The 20,157-nt window shown below is 69.9% G+C and carries 18 protein-coding genes; 12 read left to right on the top strand and 6 right to left on the bottom strand.

All coding sequences use genetic code 11. From position 1 onward, the window contains the following. Positions 1 to 23: 23 nt before the first annotated feature. Both SCMU_RS20765 and holA read left to right on the top strand, forming a co-directional pair. Positions 24 to 1,823, top strand: a complete 1,800-nt coding sequence (locus SCMU_RS20765; protein WP_274602839.1) for a ComEC/Rec2 family competence protein — start codon at positions 24 to 26, stop codon at positions 1,821 to 1,823. Positions 1,824 to 1,854: 31 nt separating this feature from the next. Then, complete coding sequence (holA, locus tag SCMU_RS10680) at positions 1,855 to 2,907, top strand: DNA polymerase III subunit delta (RefSeq protein ID WP_229229156.1); 1,053 nt, start codon at positions 1,855 to 1,857, stop codon at positions 2,905 to 2,907. Positions 2,908 to 2,997: 90 nt separating this feature from the next. Here the strand turns inward: holA and rpsT are convergent, their stop codons facing one another. After that, the gene (gene rpsT, locus SCMU_RS10675) at positions 2,998 to 3,261 is read right to left on the bottom strand and encodes a 30S ribosomal protein S20 (RefSeq protein ID WP_229229155.1); all 264 of its coding nucleotides are present in this window, start codon (positions 3,259 to 3,261) and stop codon (positions 2,998 to 3,000) included. Positions 3,262 to 3,441: 180 nt separating this feature from the next. Further along, positions 3,442 to 3,921 carry a type II toxin-antitoxin system PemK/MazF family toxin gene (locus SCMU_RS10670; RefSeq protein WP_229229154.1) on the bottom strand — a complete coding sequence of 160 codons (480 nt, stop codon included), beginning with the start codon at positions 3,919 to 3,921 and terminating at the stop codon, positions 3,442 to 3,444. 63 nt (positions 3,922 to 3,984) lie between these two features. Here SCMU_RS10670 and lepA point away from each other — a divergent pair, with 63 nt between their 5' ends. After that, on the top strand, positions 3,985 to 5,838 hold the full coding sequence (gene lepA / locus SCMU_RS10665; RefSeq protein ID WP_443020130.1) for a translation elongation factor 4: 1,854 nt from the start codon (positions 3,985 to 3,987) through the stop codon (positions 5,836 to 5,838). A gap of 2 nt (positions 5,839 to 5,840) precedes the next feature. Next, entirely contained in the window at positions 5,841 to 7,106 is a 1,266-nt protein-coding gene (hemW, locus tag SCMU_RS10660) for a radical SAM family heme chaperone HemW (RefSeq protein ID WP_229229152.1), read from the top strand. An 8-nt stretch (positions 7,107 to 7,114) separates the two neighbouring features. Here the strand turns inward: hemW and SCMU_RS10655 are convergent, their stop codons facing one another. Both SCMU_RS10655 and SCMU_RS10650 read right to left on the bottom strand, forming a co-directional pair. Then, the gene (locus SCMU_RS10655) at positions 7,115 to 7,510 is read right to left on the bottom strand and encodes a DUF4870 domain-containing protein (RefSeq protein ID WP_229229151.1); all 396 of its coding nucleotides are present in this window, start codon (positions 7,508 to 7,510) and stop codon (positions 7,115 to 7,117) included. A 28-nt stretch (positions 7,511 to 7,538) separates the two neighbouring features. Further along, a complete protein-coding gene (locus SCMU_RS10650; RefSeq protein WP_443020129.1) occupies positions 7,539 to 8,399 on the bottom strand; it encodes a DUF3097 domain-containing protein in 861 nt (286 codons plus the stop codon). Positions 8,400 to 8,527: 128 nt separating this feature from the next. Here SCMU_RS10650 and hrcA point away from each other — a divergent pair, with 128 nt between their 5' ends. From hrcA to SCMU_RS10635, 3 genes are read left to right on the top strand one after another with little or no spacing between them, the layout of a single operon-like run. Further along, complete coding sequence (gene hrcA, locus SCMU_RS10645; RefSeq protein ID WP_229229150.1) at positions 8,528 to 9,544, top strand: heat-inducible transcriptional repressor HrcA; 1,017 nt, start codon at positions 8,528 to 8,530, stop codon at positions 9,542 to 9,544. An 18-nt stretch (positions 9,545 to 9,562) separates the two neighbouring features. Next, positions 9,563 to 10,690: a molecular chaperone DnaJ gene (dnaJ, locus tag SCMU_RS10640; protein ID WP_229229149.1), complete on the top strand. Its 1,128-nt coding sequence runs from the start codon at positions 9,563 to 9,565 to the stop codon at positions 10,688 to 10,690. A 1-nt stretch (position 10,691) separates the two neighbouring features. Then, on the top strand, positions 10,692 to 11,498 hold the full coding sequence (locus tag SCMU_RS10635) for a 16S rRNA (uracil(1498)-N(3))-methyltransferase (RefSeq protein WP_229229148.1): 807 nt from the start codon (positions 10,692 to 10,694) through the stop codon (positions 11,496 to 11,498). A 22-nt stretch (positions 11,499 to 11,520) separates the two neighbouring features. Here the strand turns inward: SCMU_RS10635 and SCMU_RS10630 are convergent, their stop codons facing one another. Further along, complete coding sequence (locus tag SCMU_RS10630; RefSeq protein ID WP_229229147.1) at positions 11,521 to 12,492, bottom strand: GerMN domain-containing protein; 972 nt, start codon at positions 12,490 to 12,492, stop codon at positions 11,521 to 11,523. 102 nt (positions 12,493 to 12,594) lie between these two features. Here SCMU_RS10630 and SCMU_RS10625 point away from each other — a divergent pair, with 102 nt between their 5' ends. The 5 genes from SCMU_RS10625 (at position 12,595) to SCMU_RS10605 (ending at position 18,077) form a co-directional block, all read left to right on the top strand. Then, a complete protein-coding gene (locus tag SCMU_RS10625; RefSeq protein ID WP_443020303.1) occupies positions 12,595 to 13,737 on the top strand; it encodes a PhoH family protein in 1,143 nt (380 codons plus the stop codon). Positions 13,738 to 13,746: 9 nt separating this feature from the next. Then, a complete protein-coding gene (gene ybeY / locus SCMU_RS10620) occupies positions 13,747 to 14,220 on the top strand; it encodes an rRNA maturation RNase YbeY (protein WP_229229146.1) in 474 nt (157 codons plus the stop codon). After that, positions 14,217 to 15,515, top strand: coding sequence for a hemolysin family protein (locus tag SCMU_RS10615; RefSeq protein ID WP_229229145.1), 1,299 nt, complete (start codon positions 14,217 to 14,219; stop codon positions 15,513 to 15,515). The genes ybeY and SCMU_RS10615 overlap by 4 nt, the downstream gene beginning before the upstream one ends. After that, positions 15,508 to 16,455, top strand: coding sequence for a GTPase Era (gene era, locus SCMU_RS10610; protein ID WP_229229144.1), 948 nt, complete (start codon positions 15,508 to 15,510; stop codon positions 16,453 to 16,455). Before SCMU_RS10615 ends, era begins: the two co-directional genes overlap by 8 nt. Before the next feature lie 98 nt (positions 16,456 to 16,553). Continuing rightward, positions 16,554 to 18,077 carry an LCP family protein gene (locus tag SCMU_RS10605; protein ID WP_229229143.1) on the top strand — a complete coding sequence of 508 codons (1,524 nt, stop codon included), beginning with the start codon at positions 16,554 to 16,556 and terminating at the stop codon, positions 18,075 to 18,077. 79 nt (positions 18,078 to 18,156) lie between these two features. On the opposite strand, the gene SCMU_RS10600 is transcribed toward SCMU_RS10605, so the two are convergent. Further along, the gene (locus SCMU_RS10600; RefSeq protein WP_229232911.1) at positions 18,157 to 20,130 is read right to left on the bottom strand and encodes a M13 family metallopeptidase; all 1,974 of its coding nucleotides are present in this window, start codon (positions 20,128 to 20,130) and stop codon (positions 18,157 to 18,159) included. Positions 20,131 to 20,157 lie beyond the last annotated feature (27 nt).

Here is a 20,157-nt window from a genome sequence, read left to right as displayed (position 1 = left end):
ATGACCGAAGAGCGGCGCCGCGCGTGAACCGATACCGCGACGCCGCTGTCGTGGGCGCCGGCGGCCCCGACAGGGAGCCGCTCCCACCACTGGCCGAGCGCCTGCGGCTCCACACCCTCTCCTGGTGGAGCGTGGACAAGACAAGCGTTCGCGCTGCATCCGGCAGGTGGCGCGATCTCAGGCTGGTCCCCATCGGGGCAGGGGCATGGCTCGGGACCGTCTGCGGTGTCGTGGTACCGACGGACGCTGAGGCCGCGCTCGTGGTCGGAGTAGCTGCAGTGGCCGCGGGCGTGATCCTCGGCGGAACCGCGTGGGTCGTGATGAGGGCTGTGGGAAGGCGCAGGGCATCCCGGGTGCGGGGCCGCTGGGGATGGGCGTCGTCCCCCACGTCGAGACGCGCGGCAGGGGCCACGATCCTTGCCGCGTGCACGGCCCTCTCCCTGGCTGCGGGGTGCGCCGCCGCGCTGGGCCACGGCTCGTCCCAGCGCGCCGGTCCGGCAGGCGACCTGCTCCTGCGGGGCGGCCAGACGGTGGCCACCGTGCAGGTTACCGGCGCGCCGGCGCCACAGCGTCAGGGACGCGCGTTCGGAGCCGGCCCACGGTTCACCGCCTCGGCCGTGCTCCTTCACGCCACGGACGCGGGCCGTGCGTTCTCCGCGTCGGCGTCGATCCTGATCGTGGGAGGGGCCGACGTCGGTGCGCTGCGTGCGGGAACGACCGTCGAGGTCTCAGGGCGCGTCGTGCCGGCAACGAGGCCCGGCACGGCGGCGATGCTGAGCATTACGTCGCGGCCCCGCGTCGTTGCCGGTGACGGGCCGCTGCGGCTGGTCGCGGCGGTGCGGGAATCCCTGCGGACCTCAGCCGCGTGGCTCTGGTCCGACGCTGCGGGCCTCCTGCCGGGCATGACGGTCGGCGACACGACGGCACTGCCGGCGGAGCTCGAGACCGCGATGCGGGATGTCGGCCTGGGGCACCTCACCGCGGTGAGCGGCGCCAACTTCACGCTCCTGTTCGGTGCCGTGCTCCTGCTCCTACGGGCGCTACGGGCCAGCCGGACGATGTCGGTGCTCGGGTGCGCCGCAGCCCTCGTCGCCTTCGCGATAGTGGTCGGGCCCGAGCCGAGCGTGCTGCGTGCCGCCGCCATGGGCGCCGTCGGCCTGCTCGCCCTCTTCAGCGGCCGGCCCGGACGCAGCTGCTCTGCGATCTCTGCTGCGGTGCTCGTCCTCGTGCTCCTCGAGCCTCCACTTGCCGTCAGCATGGGCTTCCTCCTCTCGGTAGTCGCCACGCTCGGGATTGCCGTCCTCGGGCCCCCGCTGACGGAAGCTCTTGCCACGCGGCTGCCCGGCTGGCTCGCCGTGGCCGTTGCCGTGCCGCTCTCGGCCCAGCTCGCCTGTGGTCCGTTCATGATCCTCATCCAGCCCGCCTTCCTCAGCACGTCCCTCTTCGCGAACCTGACGTCGACTCCGTTCGTGCCGATCGTGACCGTCGCCGGGACCGTTGCGCTGGCGACCAGCGCCTGGTGCCCGCCCGTGGCGTTCCTGGCAACCGCCATCGGGGGCTCGGCCGCTCAGGCCGTCGCGGTCATTGCGCGCAGCCTCGCGGCGGCGCCCGGCGCGACGATCCCGTGGCCCGAAGGGCTGCCCGGGGTGCTCGCGATGGCCGGCGTCTCCGTGGCGAATGCCGTCCTCCTCTGGGCAGTTCTCCTCCCATCCGGGCGTGTCGCGCTCACCTCGGCATGCCGGGGCGCGGCCGGGCGGTTGCGGAGGGCGCCGGGCCGGCCCGGATTGGGCCAGCGGTCTTCGCGTGGGAGAGTGGACGGGTGATGACCGATCAGGCAACCGTCGAGGCCTGCCCATGACCCCCGCAGCCCGGGCGGGCCGGGCCCCGAGCCAACGCGGCGCAGCTGCCCCACGGGCGGCAGGGAAGAGTGCCGGTACCATCGACTGGCGGGACGCGGCGCCCGCGCCGATCGTCTTGGTCCTCGGGCCCGAGGAGTACCTCGCGGCCCGTGCCGTGGACTCGATCAGGGCAAAGGCCCGCGCCCAGAGCCCGGACCTCGAGATCACGAAGATCGACGCCGGCGGCTACTCGGGCGGGGAGCTCCTCATGGCGTCATCGCCTTCGCTCTTCGGGGACCACAAGCTGGTCGAGGTGAACGGCCTCGAGTCGATGACGGAGGAGTTCCTCCGCGACGGTCTCGCCTACCTCGGGTCCCCGGCGGACGACGTCGTCCTCGTTCTCCGGCACGCTGGTGGGGCGCGGGGCAAGAAGCTCCTCGACGCCGTGAGGGCCTCGGCTGCTCCCGTCATCGACTGCCAACCCCTGAAGAAGGACACCGACAAGGCGGCCTTCGTGGCGGCCGAGTTCCGTGGCTCGGGACGGCGGATTGACCGCGAGGGCATCGACGCCCTGGTCGCCGCGGTCGGGAGCAGCCTCGCGGAGCTCGCCGCGGCGTGTTCGCAGCTGGCCCTCGACGCGACCTCCACTGTTGACGCCGCCCTCGTGGAGAAGTACTTCGGCGGGCGTGTCGAGGCGACGGCCTTCAAGGTCGCCGATGCGGCGTTGGCCGGTCAGACCGCCAAAGCGCTCTCGGCCTTCAGGCACGCACTCGAGACGGGCGTGGACCCCGTGCCCATGGTGGCTGCCATCGCCTCGAAGCTCCGGACGCTGGCCAAGGTCGCCGGCGCCCGCGGGTCCTCGCAGAGCATCGCCCGCGAGTTGGGCATGCAGCCGTGGCTCGTCGAGCAGGCACAGCGGGACATCCGTGGCTGGACCCCGCAGAGTCTTGCGACGGCGATCCGCGCGGTTGCCGAAGCGGACGCAGAGGTCAAGGGCCTGGCCCGCGATCCCGCCTACGCGGTGGAACGGGCGCTCGGCATCGTGAGCTCCGCGGCGCGCGCCCGCTGAGGAGCCGGCGCGCGCCGGCGCGTGGATACGGAAACGGCCGGGGCCGGCATCCGCGATGGATGCCGGCCCCGGCCGAAAGGTACCCGAGGGTCAGGCGATCTTGCCGACCTTCTTCGCGATGCCCGACTTGCGGTTCGCGGCCTGGTTCTTGTGGATGACGCCCTTGCTCACGGCCTTGTCGAGCTTCTTGCTCGCGTGGGCCAGAGCGGCAGCGGCGGCGTCCTTGTCGGCGGAGACCACGGCGGCGTTGACGGCGCGGATGGCCGTCTTCAGCTCGGACTTCACCGCCATGTTGCGCTGGCGAGCCTTCTCGTTGGTGAGAATGCGCTTCTTCTGGGACTTGATGTTTGCCACGTAGGGAACTCTCTTGTTAAAGCCAACAGGGTCTAGAGGGCTTCGGACCGGCCATCGACTGAGCGGCGTGGGGATGCCTATGGCAGCCGGTCGTCAGTGCCCGCCGACCTGCACGGACACACAGCTGTCAATGGTAGCAGACGTCGGCGACGGCGGTCGCTCCCACCCTCCCGCGTGGCTTCACCGCCAGCCGCGGCTGCGCAGCGCCTCGGCCACAAGCTCGAAGCGCCGCCGCTCGAGGATCGCACCCTCGCGGCGCACGGCCTCAGGATCGATCTGCAGGACCCGGTCGATCCTGACCTCGCTCGGCCTGCGCCGCGGATCCCACGGCCCGGCACCGATGTCCACGTAATCGTCCGCGCCCGCACGGCCATCGTGGTCCTTGCTCGTGAGCATGAGGCACAGCAGCGCCGTCCTGCGCTGCGCCACGATGAGCACCGGGCGGTCCTTGCCCTGGCCGTGGTCCTCCTCGAACGGGACCCACGTCCAGACGATTTCTCCCGGATCGGGGGTGCCGTCCGGGTCCGGCCGGTAGTCGATCACGGCGGTGCCGACGAAGTCGCCGCGGTAGGGGCGCTCGGCGACCGGAGGCAGTGGTGAAGTGGCGACGGAAGTGGACCGGACGCCGGAGAGGAATTGGGAGAGAAGGCGGCGCAGCACACGCACAGCCTATGGGAGACTAGAAAGCCAACATGCCCGCAATGACAGTGAGGACCGTTCACAGTGTCTCCCATGGCCCGCACCGCCCCGGTGCCTGCCGCGACGGATCCGTCGATCATCCGCAACTTCTGCATCATCGCGCACATCGACCACGGCAAGTCGACCCTCGCGGACCGGATGCTCCAGTTCACCGGAGTCGTGCAGCCGCGGGACATGAAGGCCCAGTATCTCGACCGGATGGACATCGAGCGCGAGCGCGGAATCACCATCAAGTCCCAAGCGGTGCGCATGCCCTGGGAGGTCGATGGCACGGCGTACGCGCTGAACATGATCGACACTCCCGGGCACGTCGACTTCACCTATGAGGTCTCCCGCTCGCTCGCAGCCTGCGAGGGAGCCGTGCTCCTCGTCGACGCGGCACAGGGCATCGAGGCACAGACCCTCGCGAACCTGTACCTCGCGATGGAGAACGACCTCACGATCATCCCCGTGCTGAACAAGATCGACCTGCCCGCCGCGCAGCCGGAGAAGTACGCGGCGGAGCTGGCGAATCTCATCGGTGGGGACCCGTCCGAGGTGCTCAAGGTCTCGGGCAAGACCGGCGTCGGCGTCGAGGGCCTCCTCGACCGTATCGTGGCGGACATCCCTGCTCCGGTGGGCGACGCGGCGGCCCCTGCGCGCGCCATGATCTTCGACTCTGTCTACGACACGTACCGTGGCGTCGTGACGTACGTCCGCGTCGTCGACGGTTCGCTCAACCCGCGTGAACGCATCCAGATGATGTCCACGAAGGCCAGCCATGAGCTCCTTGAGATCGGCGTCATATCGCCCGAGCCAATCCCAAGCAAGGGGCTCGGCGTGGGCGAGGTGGGCTACCTGATCACGGGCGTGAAGGACGTCCGCCAGTCCAAGGTCGGCGACACCATCACCAATCTCGCCAAGCCGGCATCCGAGTCCCTCGGCGGGTATGAGGACCCCAAGCCCATGGTCTTCTCAGGCCTCTACCCCCTCGACGGCTCGGACTACCCGGACCTTCGCGACGCGCTCGACAAGCTCCAGCTCAACGACGCGGCCCTCATCTACGAGCCCGAGACGTCGGCGGCGCTGGGCTTCGGCTTCCGAGTGGGCTGCCTTGGGCTCCTCCACCTTGAGATCGTCCGGGAGCGCCTCGAGCGCGAGTTCAACCTCGACCTCATCTCCACCGCCCCCAACGTCATCTACGAGGTCACCCTCGAGGACAAGTCGGTCGTGACCGTGACGAACCCGAGCGAGTTCCCCACCGGCAAGGTCCTCGAGGTCCGGGAGCCGATGGTCTCTGCGACCATCCTGGCCCCGAACGAGTTCGTCGGCGCCATCATGGAGCTCTGCCAGGGCCGCCGCGGCCAGATGAAGGGTATGGACTACCTTTCAGAGGACCGCGTCGAGCTTCGCTACTGGATTCCGCTCGCAGAGATCGTGTTCGACTTCTTTGACCAGCTCAAGTCCAAGACCCGCGGCTACGCGTCCCTCGACTGGAAGGCGGACGGCGAGCAGGCCGCAGACCTCGTCAAGGTCGACATCCTCCTCCAGGGCGAGCAGGTGGATGCCTTCAGCGCGATCACGCACAGGGACAAGGCCTACTCGTACGGCGTCATGATGACGTCGAAGCTGCGCGAGCTCATCCCGCGCCAGCAGTTCGAGGTCCCCATCCAGGCCGCGATCGGTTCGCGAATCATCGCCCGCGAGAACATCCGCGCCATCCGCAAGGACGTCCTCGCCAAGTGCTATGGCGGCGATATCACCCGCAAGCGCAAGCTCCTCGAGAAGCAGAAGGAGGGCAAGAAGCGCATGAAGATGGTCGGTCGCGTCGAGGTGCCCCAAGAGGCCTTCATCGCCGCGCTCACCACGGATGAGTCGAAGGACAAGGCGAAGAAGTAGCCATGCCGAGCGCACTTCCCCTCGGGGATCCGGCGCCGGCCGACGGCGTCCTCCCGGCTCAGGCGGCGGTCGGTGCCGAGCGCACGCCGTTCTCGCTCTACGCCCACATCCCGTTCTGCGCTGTCCGGTGCGGCTACTGCGACTTCAACACGTATACGGCGACCGAGCTCGGAGGCGGGGCGTCTCAGGCCAACTACGCTGCGACGGCGTCCAGCGAGGTGCGCTTTGCGGCTCGTGCGCTCGACGCCTCAGGCGTGCCGCGGCGTCGTCTGTCCACCGTCTTCTTCGGCGGCGGCACACCGACGCTCCTGGCCGCCGACGACCTCGCGATGATCCTGGCCGGCGCGGTCTCGGAATGGGGGATCGAGCCCGGCGCCGAGGTCACGACCGAGGCGAACCCCGACTCCGTCACCCCGGCCTCGCTGCAGACCCTCGCCGACGCCGGGTTCACGCGAGTGTCCTTCGGGATGCAGTCAGCGGTGCCGCACGTGCTCAGGGTCCTCGACCGCACCCACACGCCGTCGCGGGTCCCGGAGGCGGTCCGCTGGGCGCGGGATGCGGGGCTGGACGTGAGCCTCGACCTCATCTACGGCACGCCGGGGGAGAGCCTCGCCGACTGGCGCACGTCCCTCGATGCTGCGCTTGCGTGCGAGCCTGACCACATCAGCGCGTACGCGCTCATCATCGAAGACGGCACGCGGCTCGCCGCCCAGATCCGCCGCGGCGAGGTGCCGGACGTGGACGACGACGACCACGCCGAGAAGTACGAGCTCGCCGACGCGGTGCTCGGCGATGCGGGCTTCCACTGGTACGAGGTGAGCAACTGGGCCAAGGGCGCGGCCTCCGACCGGCGCTTCGAGTGCCGGCACAACCTCGCGTACTGGAACGGCTCAGACTGGTGGGGAGTGGGCCCGGGCGCGCACTCGCACGTCGGCGGAGTGCGCTGGTGGAACGTCAAGCATCCGGTGGCCTACGCCGGCAGGCTCGATCAGGGCCTCTCGCCCGCGGCGGGACGGGAGACGCTCGACGGCGGCACGCGCCACGTGGAGCGCGTCCTCCTGAAGATCCGCCTCGCCGAGGGCCTGCCCGTCTCCGAGGTCGTCGCCGAGGGGACTTCGTCAGAGGGCGCAGCGGACGCCAAGGCCGCCGTCGCCGGGCTCATCGCCGACGGCCTCGTCGAGGGACCGGACGCACTCCGCGGTCGGCTCGTGCTCACGCTGCGCGGCCGGCTGCTGGCCGACGCGGTGGTGAGGCGCCTGCTGCCCTAGGGCACGCGCTAGTGAATGAGCCGCAGGCTGTACGGGTAGCGGTACGGCTGGCCGCGGTTGACCTGGATCCCGGCGATCACGGAGAACACCGTCAGGGCGATCCAGATGAGGGTTGCGAGGATCGAGAACGCGCTGCCCACGAACGGGATGAAGCCCAAGAGGTTCAGGACGATCGCCGCGAGCGTCGGGGGCAGCGTGAAGTTGAGCGCCTCCTTGGACTCCTGAGCAGTGAAGGGGCCCCGGTCCTTGAAGACGAGGTAGATCAGGAGCGAGGGGACGAACCCCAGGATCCCGCCGAAGTGCGCAAGGGTGGCCCACTGGCGGTCCTCTGACGCCGTGAGGGGAGCGGAAGCGGCGTCGCCGGGGTAGTCGCGGTCGCGTCTGTTCTGCGGAAACTCGGTCACGCCCCCAAGGATATCCAAGAGAGGACCCCTAGGCCGTCAGGAAGTCGATGACCTCCTCGACTCGCGCCAGGAGAGAGGGTTCCAGGTCGGCGTACGTGCGGACGGCCCCGAGCAGCTTCTGCCAGCCGAGGCCGATGTCCTCGGCGGTCGAGTGCGGCCAGCCGAACGCGGCGAGGATCCCGGTCTTCCAGTCCGTGCCGCGCGGGATGGTGGGCCACGCGGGGATCCCGAGCGTGGACGGCTTGATGGCCTGCCACACGTCGACGTAGGGGTGCCCCACCACGAGGACGTTTCCGACGGCGCCCGGGGTGGCCATTGCCTCGGCGACGATCCGGGACTCCTTCGATCCCTCGACCAGATGGTCTACGAGGATGCCGAGCCTTCGCCCGGGGCCCGGGCCGAAGTCGGCGATCGCGGCGGCCAGGTCGTCGACTCCGTGCAGGGGCTCGACGACGATGCCCTCGACCCGCAGGTCGTCTCCCCAAACCTTCTCGACGAGCTCGGCGTCGTGCTTGCCCTCGACCCAGATGCGGCTCGCCTTGGCCACCTGCGCGCGGAGGCCCTCGACCCGGACTGAGCCGGATGCGGTCCTCGCAGGCGCCGCGGCCTGCTTCCGCGCGGCCGGCGGGCCCACGCGCACCGGCCGGCCGTCGATCAGGAACCCGAAGCCCAGCTGGAACGAGCGTGACCGTCCACGCCGGTCCTCGAGGCTCATGACGTGCATGCCGCCCGACTTCTCGACTCGGGTCACGGCTCCCACCCAGCCGGACTCCGAGTCCTCGAGGACGAGGCCTATCTCGACAGGCACAACAGGCAGCTCGGTGCGGGCGGGGGCGGCCAGATCCGCGGGCCCCCAGGAGTCATAGGAGAGTCGGTCCACCCGCCGCATCCTACGGCGGGGCGCCGCGCGCGGGGGCGGTGCCGCGCCGTCGTGCATCTCGCGAGGGCATAATAGACTTAGCACTTGCGCCGAGAGAGTGCTAACAAGAGAGCAGAGCAGGCCCCGCAGGAGGTGTGATGAACGAGCCGCGCAAGCTGGATGTCCTGCGCGCGATTGTGGAGGACTACGTGCACTTCCGCGAGCCCGTCGGCTCGAAGGCGCTCGTCGAACGCCACCGACTGGGCGTGTCGAGTGCCACGATCCGCAACGACATGGCGGCGCTTGAGGACGAGGGCCTCATCGTTGCCCCGCACACGAGCGCCGGCCGCGTGCCCACCGACAAGGGCTACCGCGTGTTCGTCGATCATCTCGCGGCGGTCCGCCCGCTCTCCGGCGCGGAGAAGCAGGCCATCCAGAACCTCCTGGACGGCGCCGACGACCTCGACGACGTGCTTGAGCGCACTGTCCGGCTCCTGTCCCAGCTGACCAACCAGGTGGCGGTCGTCCAGTACCCCCAGCTCGGGCGCGCTCGGGTGCGGCACGTCGAGGCCGTCGTCATGGCTCCGCGCCAGGTCCTGCTGGTCCTCATCGCGGACACCGGTACGGTTGAGCAGCGCGTGCACACCGTGAGCGAGGACGTGGACCGGGACCGGCTCGCCTACCTGCGCCAGCGGTTCCTCGAGGGGCTCGTCGGCACCGCCGTCGGGCGCCTGCCCGCGAGCGCGGCGGAGGTCGTCGCGACCCTCCCGGCCCAGGACCAGGCCATCGCAGCCGAGCTGGCCCAGGGCCTCGCCCTGCTTGCCGAGTCGAGCCGCGAGGACCGCATGGTGATGGCTGGGACCGCCTACCTCGCGCGCTCCAACAGCGACTTCCTCCAGAGCATCTCGCCCGTCCTGGAGGCGCTCGAGGAGCAGGTCGTGCTCTTGAGGCTCCTGTCCGAGATGGCCAGCGATCCCCGAGGGGTGACCGTGACGATCGGCCGCGAGAATCCCTACGTGGGCCTTGCCGAGACCTCAGTCGTGGCCACAGGGTACGGGCAGGACGATGGGGCGAAGGTGGGCGTGCTGGGCCCGACCCGGATGGACTATCCCGCGACGATGGCGGCAGTGCGGGCGGTAGCCCGGTACCTGTCGAAGATCATCGCCGGCAGCTGAAGCAACAGAAAGAGAACCGTGAGCAGCCATTACGAAACCCTCGGCGTTCCGAGCGACGCGACTCCCGAGGAGATCAAGAAGGCCTACAAGAAGCTGGCCCGCAAGCTCCACCCCGACATCAATCCGGGGGAGGACGCGTCGGAGCAGTTCAAGGCCGTGACCCACGCCTACGAGGTCCTCTCTGATCCCCAGAAGCGGCGCGTCTACGACACGACCGGAAACGAGAACGGCACCGACAACGGCTACTCCGGCGCCTACAACGGCGCGGGCTTCGCGTTCCAGGACATCTTCGAGACGTTCTTCGGCGGCTCCGCGGCGCAGTCAGGCCCGGCGTCCCGCGTGCGGCGCGGCCAGGACGCGCTCATCGCCGTACGGATCGAGCTCAAGGACGCGGTGTTCGGCGTCAACAAGAAGCTCGAGGTCGACACCGCAGTGACGTGCTCGCGCTGCGAGGGCTCGTGCTGCGAGCCGGGGACAGAGCCCGTGCGCTGCGGCGTCTGCGGCGGTTCCGGGCACATCCAGCGCCCCGTACGCTCGATCCTCGGCCAGGTCATGACGATGGCCACCTGCCCCACGTGCTCCGGCTTCGGCACCGAGATCCCCAGCCCATGCAACGAGTGCGGTGGCGAGGGCCGGGTGCGCAGCCGGCGTTCGCTCACGGTCAAGATCCCCGCGGGCGTCTCGACCGGCACCCGCATCCAGCTCGCCGGGCAGGGAGAGGCCGGCACGGCCGGCGGCCCCTCGGGGGACCTGTACGTCGAGATCCGGGTGGCGACCCACTCGATGTTCAGCCGCGAGGGGGACGACCTCCACGCCACGCTGAGCGTCCCGATGACGGCAGCGGCCCTAGGCTCGGAGATGACGCTCGAGACGTTCGATGGCGAGCAGCCGATCACGCTGCGGCCCGGCAGCCAGTCCGGCGACGTCGTGACGCTGCACGCCCTCGGTGTCGCGCGGCTCCGGGGAATGGGCCGCGGGGACCTCCTCGTGCACGTCAAGGTCGAGACGCCCACGAAGCTCGACGCCGAGCAGGAGGAGCTCCTGCGCCAGCTCGCGAAGCTCCGCGGCGAGCAGGTGGGCGAGGGCAAGCTCGTGGGCACCGGCGGCGTGTTCGCCAAGCTGCGCGACAGGCTCGGCAACCTCTGACATGTCCCGTCCCCTGTTCTACGTGCCCGCCGGCGCGCTCGACGGCGTGGAGCCCGGCGGCGTCGTGACGGTCGAGGGGGCGGAGGGCCGCCACGCCGTCACCGTCCGCCGGCTGGCGCCGGGCGAGGGCGTCGACCTGTCAGACGGTGCGGGCTCGCGCGCCGTCGGGACCGTCGCCACTGCGGAGGGCTCGTCGCTCGGCGTCGCGGTCGAGACCGTGTCGCACGAGGAGGCGCCGCGGTTCCGGCTCGTCCTCGTCCAGGCACTGGCCAAGGGCGACCGGGACGAGCTCGCCGCGGAGATGGCCACGGAGCTCGGCGTCGACGCGATCATCCCCTGGCAGGCCGAGCGCTCGATTGTGCGGTGGAAGGGCGAGCGGGCCGGCAAGGCTCTCGCCAAGTGGCGCTCCGTGGTCCTGGCTGCGGCGAAGCAGGCGCGAAGGGCCCGGGTGCCCGAGGTCGAGGAAGCGCACGACGGCGCGCAGCTGACGCGCCGGATCGCGCAGGCGCGACTCGCCGTCGTGCTCCACGAGGAGGCCACCGAGCCGCTCTCCGTCGTCCTCGACCGACTCGCCGGCGATGCGGGGGCCGATCCGCGCACGGGGGAGGAGCGCGGCGAGGTCCTCTTCATCGTTGGCCCCGAGGGCGGCATCAGCCCGTCTGAGCTCGAGCGATTCACGACGGCGGGCGCGTGCCTGGCACTGTTGGGGCCCCACGTGCTGCGCTCGTCGACCGCGGGCCCGGCGGCGCTCGCGCTGGCAGGCGACAGGCTGGGGCGCTGGGGCGGCCGGGACGGGCGCGGGACCTAGCTCCGGCGATCGTCCGCGGGAGCTAGCCCTTGACGGTGAAGGCCTTGGAGTCCCAGGCGCTCGTGCCGGAGGTGACCGCGGCCGCCGCGTCGTCTGCCGGCAGGATCCGCACCTCGTAGTCGCCCGGGGGCAGGTTCACGGTGAACGTGAACTCCCCGATGTGGCCCGCTTGGTTGCCCGAGGTCACGGTCCCGCTGATATAGAGGGACTTGGCGCCCTGCGCGTCGTGCCGCAGGATCTGCCACGCGAAGGCCTTGTCCGGCCCCGTGGCCCGACCGAAGACCTTGAGCGTGCCGCCGGCGAGCTCGGCGCCCTCTTGCGGATCGATGATCCACACGGGCGCGACCATGGACGGGTCCCGCAGCATGAGCTGGCCGAGCTGGACCCGGTCGAACGCGAGCTGGGACGTCTTGCCGTCCACGAGGAGCATCACTGAAATGGGCTGGCCGGAGTCCACCAGACCCGAGCTCGCCGCCGCCGCGGTCGCCGTGTAGACGAGCTGCTGGACGGCGAGCTGCGCGGTGGGTTCGTCGACTCTCGTGTTGAACGCGTCCGAGGAGACGTCCACGGTGATGTAGTTGCGGCCCGAGACGGACGCGGCGAGCTTCTTGGGGGACTGCCACGGCGTGAAGTAGTGGGGGTCGAGGGGCTTCTGGGACATCATGATCCGCAGCGCCGTGGCGATGGGATTGTCCTTGGTGTCCGCGTCGCGGAATTCCCGGTACAGGTACACGCCGTCACGGGCGCGGCCAAGCCAGTAGACCGGGGCCTTGGCCGAGGTCTGCGATGTCTCGAGCGGCGCTGAGGCCTGGGTGGTTCCGCCCGACGGGCCGGTCGTTGATCCGGCCGCGATGCTGGGCTGCGGGGTACCCGTGGCCGAGCAGCCCACGAGGACGGGGCCCGCGGCGAGGAGGATCGCGGCGGCGAACAGCGCCGGAGCGGCAGGTCGACGCCTCCACGGCGGCAACGCTGCTGTCCGATCTCGCTCTCGCATGGTCCTCTTCACCGTCTGGGCCGGGCAGGAGGTCTCCTGCGCACGGGGGTCCCGGGTCCTGAGTGAGGCCGGGCCACCGTCCAGCTTGGCACAGTGCCCCCGATGGGGTGGGGCCTGCGGGCCAACTGTTTCCCAAGTGATGCAGGATTGATACGTTCACCCCGGACGTACGATGGAGCCAGTCCTGTTGGGCCCGATGAGGAGGAAGACCCGCCTGTGACAGCCGAGTTCCCGCACACGACCCCCGCCGCGCGCACCGAGGTGCTCCGGTTCGGATCGAGCGAGGAGATGGTCCGGATCCTCGGGCCCCACGACGAAGCGCTGCGGTACGTCGAGGAGCAGTTCCCGTCGGTGTCGATCCACGCGCGCGGCAACGAGCTGACGATCGTGGGGCCACCGGCCGAGGCCCCGCATATCAAGCGGCTCTTCGAGGAGATCGCGGCTATCGCAGCGAGCGGGGCGACCGTCACCACGGCCTCCCTCGAGCAGCTCGTGGCGATGCTGCGCACGCAGACGGTCGCGAGCCCCTCGGACGTCCTGACCCACAACATCCTCTCGAGCCGTGGCCGGACGATCCGCCCGAAGACCGCCAACCAGAAGGACTACGTCGACGCGATCGACGCCAACACCGTGATCTTCGGGATCGGCCCTGCGGGGACGGGCAAGACCTACCTGGCCATGGCCAAGGCGGTCCAGGCCCTCCAGCACAAGGACGTCAGCCGCATCATCCTGACCCGGCCGGCCGTCGAGGCGGGGGAGCGGCTCGGGTTCCTCCCGGGGACGCTCAGCGACAAGATCGATCCCTACCTCCGCCCGCTGTACGACGCGCTCCACGACATGATGGACCCTGAATCGATTCCGCGGCTCATGGCGGCGGGGACGATCGAGGTGGCACCGCTCGCGTACATGCGCGGACGGACGCTCAACGACGCGTTCATCATCCTCGACGAGGCGCAGAACACCACGCCCGAGCAGATGAAGATGTTCCTCACCCGGCTCGGGTTCGGCTCGAAGATGGTCGTCACCGGAGACGTGACCCAGGTGGACCTGCCCTCCGGCACCGCGTCGGGGCTGCGGATCGTGCAGCAGATCCTCCAGGGCCTCGAGGACGTGAGCTTCTCTGTCCTTGACGCCTCGGACGTGGTCCGCCACCGGCTCGTGAGCGACATTGTCGACGCGTACGGCCGGTGGGACGCCTCCGAGCGGGCCAGGCAGGAGCGCCGACGCCGCGAACGCGCCGTCTAAGCTGGAACCGTGAGCATCGAAGTCAACAACGAGTCCGGCCTGAGCGTCGACGCCGAATCCCTCGTCCGCCTGGCCCGTTTCGTGTTCGACCGGCTGTGGCTGCACCCGCAGACCGAGCTGTCGATCCTCCTGGTGGACGAGGCCGCGATGGAGCGCCTGCACGTGGAGCTCATGGACGAGCCCGGGCCCACGGACGTGCTCTCGGTCCCCATGGATGAGCTCACCCCCGGGGCCCCGGGCCGGCCGACGCCTCAGGGGATGCTCGGCGACATCGCGATCTGCCCCCAGGTCGCCGCGCTCCAGGCGCAGCTCGGGGGGCATTCCGCCGACGACGAGATGCTCCTCCTGGCCACCCACGGGATCCTCCATCTGCTCGGCTTCGACCATGCGGAGCCCGAGGAGCGGGAGGAGATGTTCACGCTCCAGCGCGAGCTGCTGACCGAGTTCTTGGGCCGCCCGGCACCGAGCGAGACGGTGGCGTGACCACAGCACTGCTCCTCGTCCTCGCCCTCGTCTTCGTCGCGCTGGCCGGATTCCTGGCCGCGGCAGAGGCCGCCTTCTCCTTCCTCCCGCGCCACGACGCCGAGGAGCGGATCGAGCAGGGCCGAGCGGAATCGCTCGCCCGCATCCTCGAGGAGCCGGTTCCGCACGTGCATGCGCTGCGGTTCTGGCGCATCTGGTTCGAGACGGCTGCAGCGGTCGCGGTCGCCGTGCTCGCCCACAGCTGGCTCGACAACGTCTGGCTTGCCGGCCTGGCCGCGACGTTCGTGATGGCGCTCATCGGCTTCCTGCTCGTCGGGGTCTCCCCGCGCCAACTCGGGAGGCAGCATGCCGTGCCGATCGCTGCGGCGGCCGCGCCGCTCGTGCGGGGGCTCCGAGTGATCCTCGGACCCGTTCCCGGGTGGCTCGTCCGGCTCGGCAGCACTGCGACGGGCACCGATCCGCAGCATGAGGACGCCACGTACACCTCGACCGAGCTGCGGGAGTTCGTGGAGCGCTCGAGTGATACCGAGGACCTCGAGGACGAGCAGGCGGAGCTCTTGCAGTCCGTGTTCGAGCTCGGCGAGACGCTCGTCCGCGCCGTCATGGTGCCGCGCACCGACGTCGTCGCGATCGAATCGGGGGCCACGCTGCGCCAAGCGATGTCGCTGTTCCTGCGCTCGGGCTGCTCCCGCGTCCCGGTCTTCCGCGAAAGCCTCGACGACGTCACCGGCGTGCTGTACCTCAAGGATGTCGCCGCGCGGCTCCACGAGGAGCCCAACGCGAACAACGAGACGGTGGACGCGCTGGCGCGTGACCCGCGGTTCGTGCCGGAGTCGAAGCCCGTGGACGACCTGCTCAAGGAGCTCCAGCGCGAGTCGATCCACCTCGCGATCGTCGTCGACGAGTACGGCGGCACGGCCGGCCTCGTGACCCTCGAGGACCTCATCGAGGAACTCGTCGGGGAGATCGTCGACGAGTACGACGACGACGAGGCCGAGGCGATAGACCTCGGCGACGGCCGGTTCCGGATCGCCGCGCGCATGAGCCTCGATGACCTCGGCGAGCTCTTCGACATTGACGTGGAGGACGACGAAGTCGAGACGGCCGGCGGCCTCCTCGCCAAAGGCATCGGCAGGGTACCCATCGTGGGCAGCACCGCCGAGGTGCACGGCATCAGGCTCACCGCCGAGCGCCGGCTGGGGCGCCGCAACCGCATCAGCCACCTCCTCGCAGAACGCGCGGAGGAGACCACCACCACCGAGAACCACAACCAGGCAGGGAGCACCCATGGCTGAGACACAGAGGCAGGCGGGCCCCGACTACCGCGCCGGATTCGCCGTCCTCGTCGGACGGCCCAATGCCGGGAAGTCAACGCTGACCAACGCCCTCGTGGGCCAGAAGGTGGCCATCACGTCGGCGAAGCCGCAGACGACGCGCCACACCATCCGCGGCATCGTGCACCGCTCGGACGGGCAGCTCATCCTCGTCGACACCCCGGGGCTGCACAGGCCCCGCACCCTCCTCGGGCAGAGGCTCAACGATCTCGTCGCCGAGACGCTCTCCGAGGTCGACGCGATCGGGTTCTGCCTCCCCGCCAACGAGCGCATCGGGCCAGGCGACCGGTTCATCGCCAACCAGCTGGCAGGAGTGCCCCGCAAGCCGATCGTCGCGATCGTGACAAAGGCGGACCTCGTGGACCGTGCACAGCTGACGGAGCAGCTCATCGCCGTCGACGCTCTGGGCCGCGAGGTGCTCGGCGCCGACGGCTTCACCGACGTGGTTCCCGTGTCCGCCCAGGACGGCTTCCAGGTCTCGACGGTCGCTGACATCCTGATCGGCCACATGCCCGCGTCGCCGCCCCTCTACCCCGACGGCGAGCTCACGGACGAGCCCGAAGCGGTCATGGTCGCCGAACTGATCCGAGAGGCCGCACTCGAGGGGGTCCGGGACGAGCTCCCGCACTCGCTCGCCGTGGTGGTCGAGGAGATCGTGCCCCGCGAGGGCCGGAGCGAGGACAACCCGCTCCTGGATGTGAGGGTCAACCTCTTCGTCGAGCGTCCTTCGCAGAAGGCCATCATCATCGGCAAGGGCGGCGCGCGGCTCAGGGAGGTCGGGTCCACGGCGCGTCGAGGCATCGAGGCGCTCCTGGGCACCCGAATCTACCTCGACCTGCACGTCAAGGTGGCCAAGGACTGGCAGCGTGACCCCAAGCAGCTGGGGAGGCTCGGCTTCTGACCGTGTCATACGAGGCCCGGGCAAACCGCCCCTCAGTGTCTTCCCAGCACGGGCGGTTATGATGTATTGACCCCAGTTGCCCGCAGGAAGGCCGATCCTTGGCTCGACGTGCCGACGGCCCGACCGTGCAGAAGCGCCCCGGCCGCCTCGGCGTGCATCATGCACGCCCCGATGGACGGACCCCACTGCGCCACGCGGGTCCCGAGCGGAAGCGGCATCTCGGCCTGAAGATCACAGGCGGGGTCGTCGCCCTGCTCTTGGTCGCGACGGTCGCGTTCGCCGGGTACTGGTTCGTGCGGCTCGGGTCGAACCTGCGTCAGGCTCCGCTCTCGGCCGGCGGGAACGGCACCGCGGAGACCGCGAACGACGCGACGGACCGCCTCCAGATCCTCATCATGGGCACGGACACCCGTGACGGTGCGAACGGCGAGTACGGCTCGCAGGCGGACAGCAGCGGGTACGGGAACTCGGACGTCATGATCCTCATGGACATCTCGGCGGACAACAAGCAGATCTCGATGACGAGCTTCCCGCGCGATCTGATGGTTCCGATTCCCGCGTGCACGGACCCCAAGACGCACAAGACGTTTCCCGCGCAGAACCCGGGCCAGCTGAACTCAGCGATGCAGGAGGCCGGGCCCGGCTGTCTCCTCGACGCGGTCAACAAGATGACCGGTCTCACCGTGGACCACTTCCTCCTGGCCGACTTCAACGCCGTCAAGGAGCTGTCCAACACGATCGGCGGGGTTGACGTATGCGTCAACGCGGCGATCGACGACCCCATGTCGGGGCTCAAGCTGCACGCCGGGACGAATACGGTCCAGGGCGAGCAGGCCCTCGCGTTCCTCCGCAGCCGCCACGGCGTCGGTGACGGCAGCGACCTGTCCCGCATCAAGTCCCAGCAGCAGTTCCTCGCGTCGCTCGCGCGCAAGGTCCGCTCAGATGGCACGCTGACCAACGTCCCCAAGATGCTCTCGATCGCCGACACGATCACGAAGAATCTGACCGTGGATTCGGGCCTGGCGAATCCACAGTCCCTCATCACCATCGGCAATCGACTAAAGGACGTTGACCTCGCCAAGGTCGCGTTCATCACCGTCCCCTGGCAGCCATGGACCCAGGACCCCAACAGGATCCAGCTCAAGGAGCCGGACGCCGAGGGGCTCTTCCAGGCAATGCGCGACGGCCGCGACCTCACGGCGCCGGCGCCGGCCGCCCCGACGACCGCTTCGGCGGCCCCGACAACGCCGGCGGCGTCCGCCTACAACAGGGCGATCCAGCCGGTCGCCGTCGCGAACGGCTCTGGTACCGCGGCCCGTGGACAAGAGCTCGCTGGGCTCCTCAAGACCGCGGGATTCGCCAGCACAGTCACGTTTGCCGCGGCGCCAGTCGACTCGACGGCCGTGTACTACAGCGCGGGATTCAATGACGTGGCCGCGGACATCGCGGCCCAGCTCAACATCCCGGCGTCGCAGGTCCAGCCGTCGACCGCGATCCACGGCGTGCAGCTCTACGCGGGCTCCGATTTCGCCACCGGCGATCGCTACACCCCGAAGGCACCGGACAACGTCGTGGCGCAGACTGCGGCGCAGCAGACCTGCCAGTCGGCCTTCGGACAATGAGCCGCTGATCCGATGCACGGGGGCCCGGTCGGCATCCGCCGTCCGGGCCCCACGTCCGGGCCCCCGCGTTCCGGGGCCGCTACCAGATCGTGACGCGTTCCTCGGGTGCGAGCCACATCCCGTCGCCCTCCACCACGCCGAACGCCTCGTGGAACGCGTCGAGGTTCTTGGCGATCGCGTTCGTGCGGAACTCGTTGGGGGAATGCGGGTCGATTGAGAGGCGGCGGATCGTCTCCTCCGGCCGGCACACCTGGCGCCAGACCGTGGCCCACGAGACGAAGAACCGCTGGGCGCCGGTAAGCCCGTCGATGACCGGGGCCTCCTCGCCGCCGAGGCTCAGGCGGTATGCCTTGTAGGCGATCCCGAGGCCGCCCAGGTCCCCGATGTTCTCGCCCAGAGTGAGCTTGCCGTTGACCGTATGGCCGGGGGTGCCCGCGGGGGAGAGCACCTCGAACTGCCGCACGAGGCGGGCCGTGAGCGCCTCGAATGCGGTACGGTCCTCGTCGGTCCACCAGTTGCGCAGGGCGCCGGTGCCGTCGAACTGCGACCCCTGGTCGTCGAAGCCGTGGCCGATCTCGTGGCCGATCACGGCCGCGATGGCCCCGTAGTTCACCGCGGGATCACTGTCGGGGTGGAAGAACGGCTGCTGGAGGATGGCGGCCGGGAAGACGATCTCGTTCATGAGCGGGTGGTAGTAGGCGTTGACCGTCTGGGGCGTCATGAGCCACTTGACGCGGTCCACGGGCTTGCCGATCTCGTCGAGGAGCCGGTCGAGCTCGGCCGCGTTGGCGCGCCGGGCGTTGCCGAGGAGGTCGCCGTCGTCCACGACGACGGGGGAGAAGTCGATCCATTCTTCCGGGTAGCCGATCTTCGCCCGGAACGCGGTGAGCTTCTCGAGTGCGCGTTCACGTGTCTCCGCACCCATCCAGTCGAGCACGGAGATGCTCTCGCGGTAGGCCTCGACGATGTTGCCGACGAGGTCCTGCATGACGGCCTTGTGCCCTTCCGGGAAGTGCTTGGCGACGTACAGGCGGCCCACCGCCATGCCGAGCCCGGCCTCGACGGCTCCGACGCCGCGCTTCCACCGCTCCTTGTTCTGGGGCGTGCCCGAGAGCACGGTGCCGTAGAACGCGAAGTGCCGGTCCACGAAGACTGAGCTGAGGAACGGCGCCGCGGAGCCCAGCAGGTGTGCGGTGAGCCAGCGCTTCCACGACTCAAGCGGGACCTCCGCGAGGAGCGCGCCGATCCCGGCCAGGAAGTCGGTGTTGCCGACCACGAGCTCGGCGCGGGCCTCGGGCACGACGCCGGTCGCCTCGGCCCACGCGGAGAAGTGCGGGAACGCCTCGGTCGCCTCGGCCTCGGTACGCAGGTTGTAGGTCTTCTGGGGGTTCCGCAGGGTCACCCGGTCCCAGTGCAGGCCGGCGATGCGCTTCTCGAGGTCCACGACCTCGGCGGCGTCTTGTTCCGCAGTCGCTGAGCCGAGCAGGGCGAACGCGTCCTGCAGGTACGCCGCGTAGGCCGTCACGACCTCGGCGAACTTCTCGTCCCGGTAGTAGGACTCGTCCGGGAGGCCGAGGCCGCCCTGGCTCATGTACAGGACCACTCGGTCGGGGTTGCCGGCATCGGGGGCCGCATAGTAGCTGAAGAGGCCCTCAGTGCCGCCACGCCCGAGCCGCGCCGACGTCGTGACGAGGGACGCGACGTCGGGCGCCGACCCGATCTCGTCGAGCAGGGGCTGCAGCGGCGCCGCACCGAGCTGTTCGACGCGCTCGGCGTCCATGAACGAGCGGTAGAATGCACCGATCTTCGTCTCGTCCGACCCCTCGGGGTGCTCAGAGCCGGCGAGCTCCTCGATGAGCGCGCGGACGTTCGCCTCGGACTCGTCCCGCAGCTGGACCATCGTGCCGACGAGCGCACGGTCTGCCGGGATCTCGGTGGAGCTGAGCCATCCGCCGTTGACGTGGCGGTACAGGTCGTCCTGGGCGCGGATGCTCTCGTCGAAGTACTGGCGGTCGACGCCGGACGGCGCGGCTGGGCTAGTCGGGCTGGTCATGGTGCCTCCTGGGTTGGTGGCTTCATC

This window comes from Sinomonas cyclohexanicum (assembly GCF_020886775.1).
Lineage (GTDB): Bacteria > Actinomycetota > Actinomycetes > Actinomycetales > Micrococcaceae > Sinomonas > Sinomonas cyclohexanicum.
Note: the sequence above shows the minus strand (reverse complement) of the source record. Positions and strands in the feature narration are given on the sequence as shown.

Excerpts from the sequence above, each read along its gene's own strand:
- era (WP_229229144.1), top strand. The coding sequence starts at position 15,508 with ATGGCTGAGACACAGAGGCAGGCGGGCCCCGACTACCGCGCCGGATTC.
- holA (WP_229229156.1), top strand. The coding sequence starts at position 1,855 with ATGACCCCCGCAGCCCGGGCGGGCCGGGCCCCGAGCCAACGCGGCGCA.
- SCMU_RS10630 (WP_229229147.1), bottom strand. The coding sequence starts at position 12,492 with ATGCGAGAGCGAGATCGGACAGCAGCGTTGCCGCCGTGGAGGCGTCGA.
- hemW (WP_229229152.1), top strand. The coding sequence starts at position 5,841 with ATGCCGAGCGCACTTCCCCTCGGGGATCCGGCGCCGGCCGACGGCGTC.
- SCMU_RS10625 (WP_443020303.1), top strand. The coding sequence starts at position 12,595 with ATGGGGTGGGGCCTGCGGGCCAACTGTTTCCCAAGTGATGCAGGATTG.
- SCMU_RS10635 (WP_229229148.1), top strand. The coding sequence starts at position 10,692 with ATGTCCCGTCCCCTGTTCTACGTGCCCGCCGGCGCGCTCGACGGCGTG.
- SCMU_RS10650 (WP_443020129.1), bottom strand. The coding sequence starts at position 8,399 with ATGCGGCGGGTGGACCGACTCTCCTATGACTCCTGGGGGCCCGCGGAT.
- hrcA (WP_229229150.1), top strand. The coding sequence starts at position 8,528 with ATGAACGAGCCGCGCAAGCTGGATGTCCTGCGCGCGATTGTGGAGGAC.
- SCMU_RS10600 (WP_229232911.1), bottom strand. The coding sequence starts at position 20,130 with ATGACCAGCCCGACTAGCCCAGCCGCGCCGTCCGGCGTCGACCGCCAG.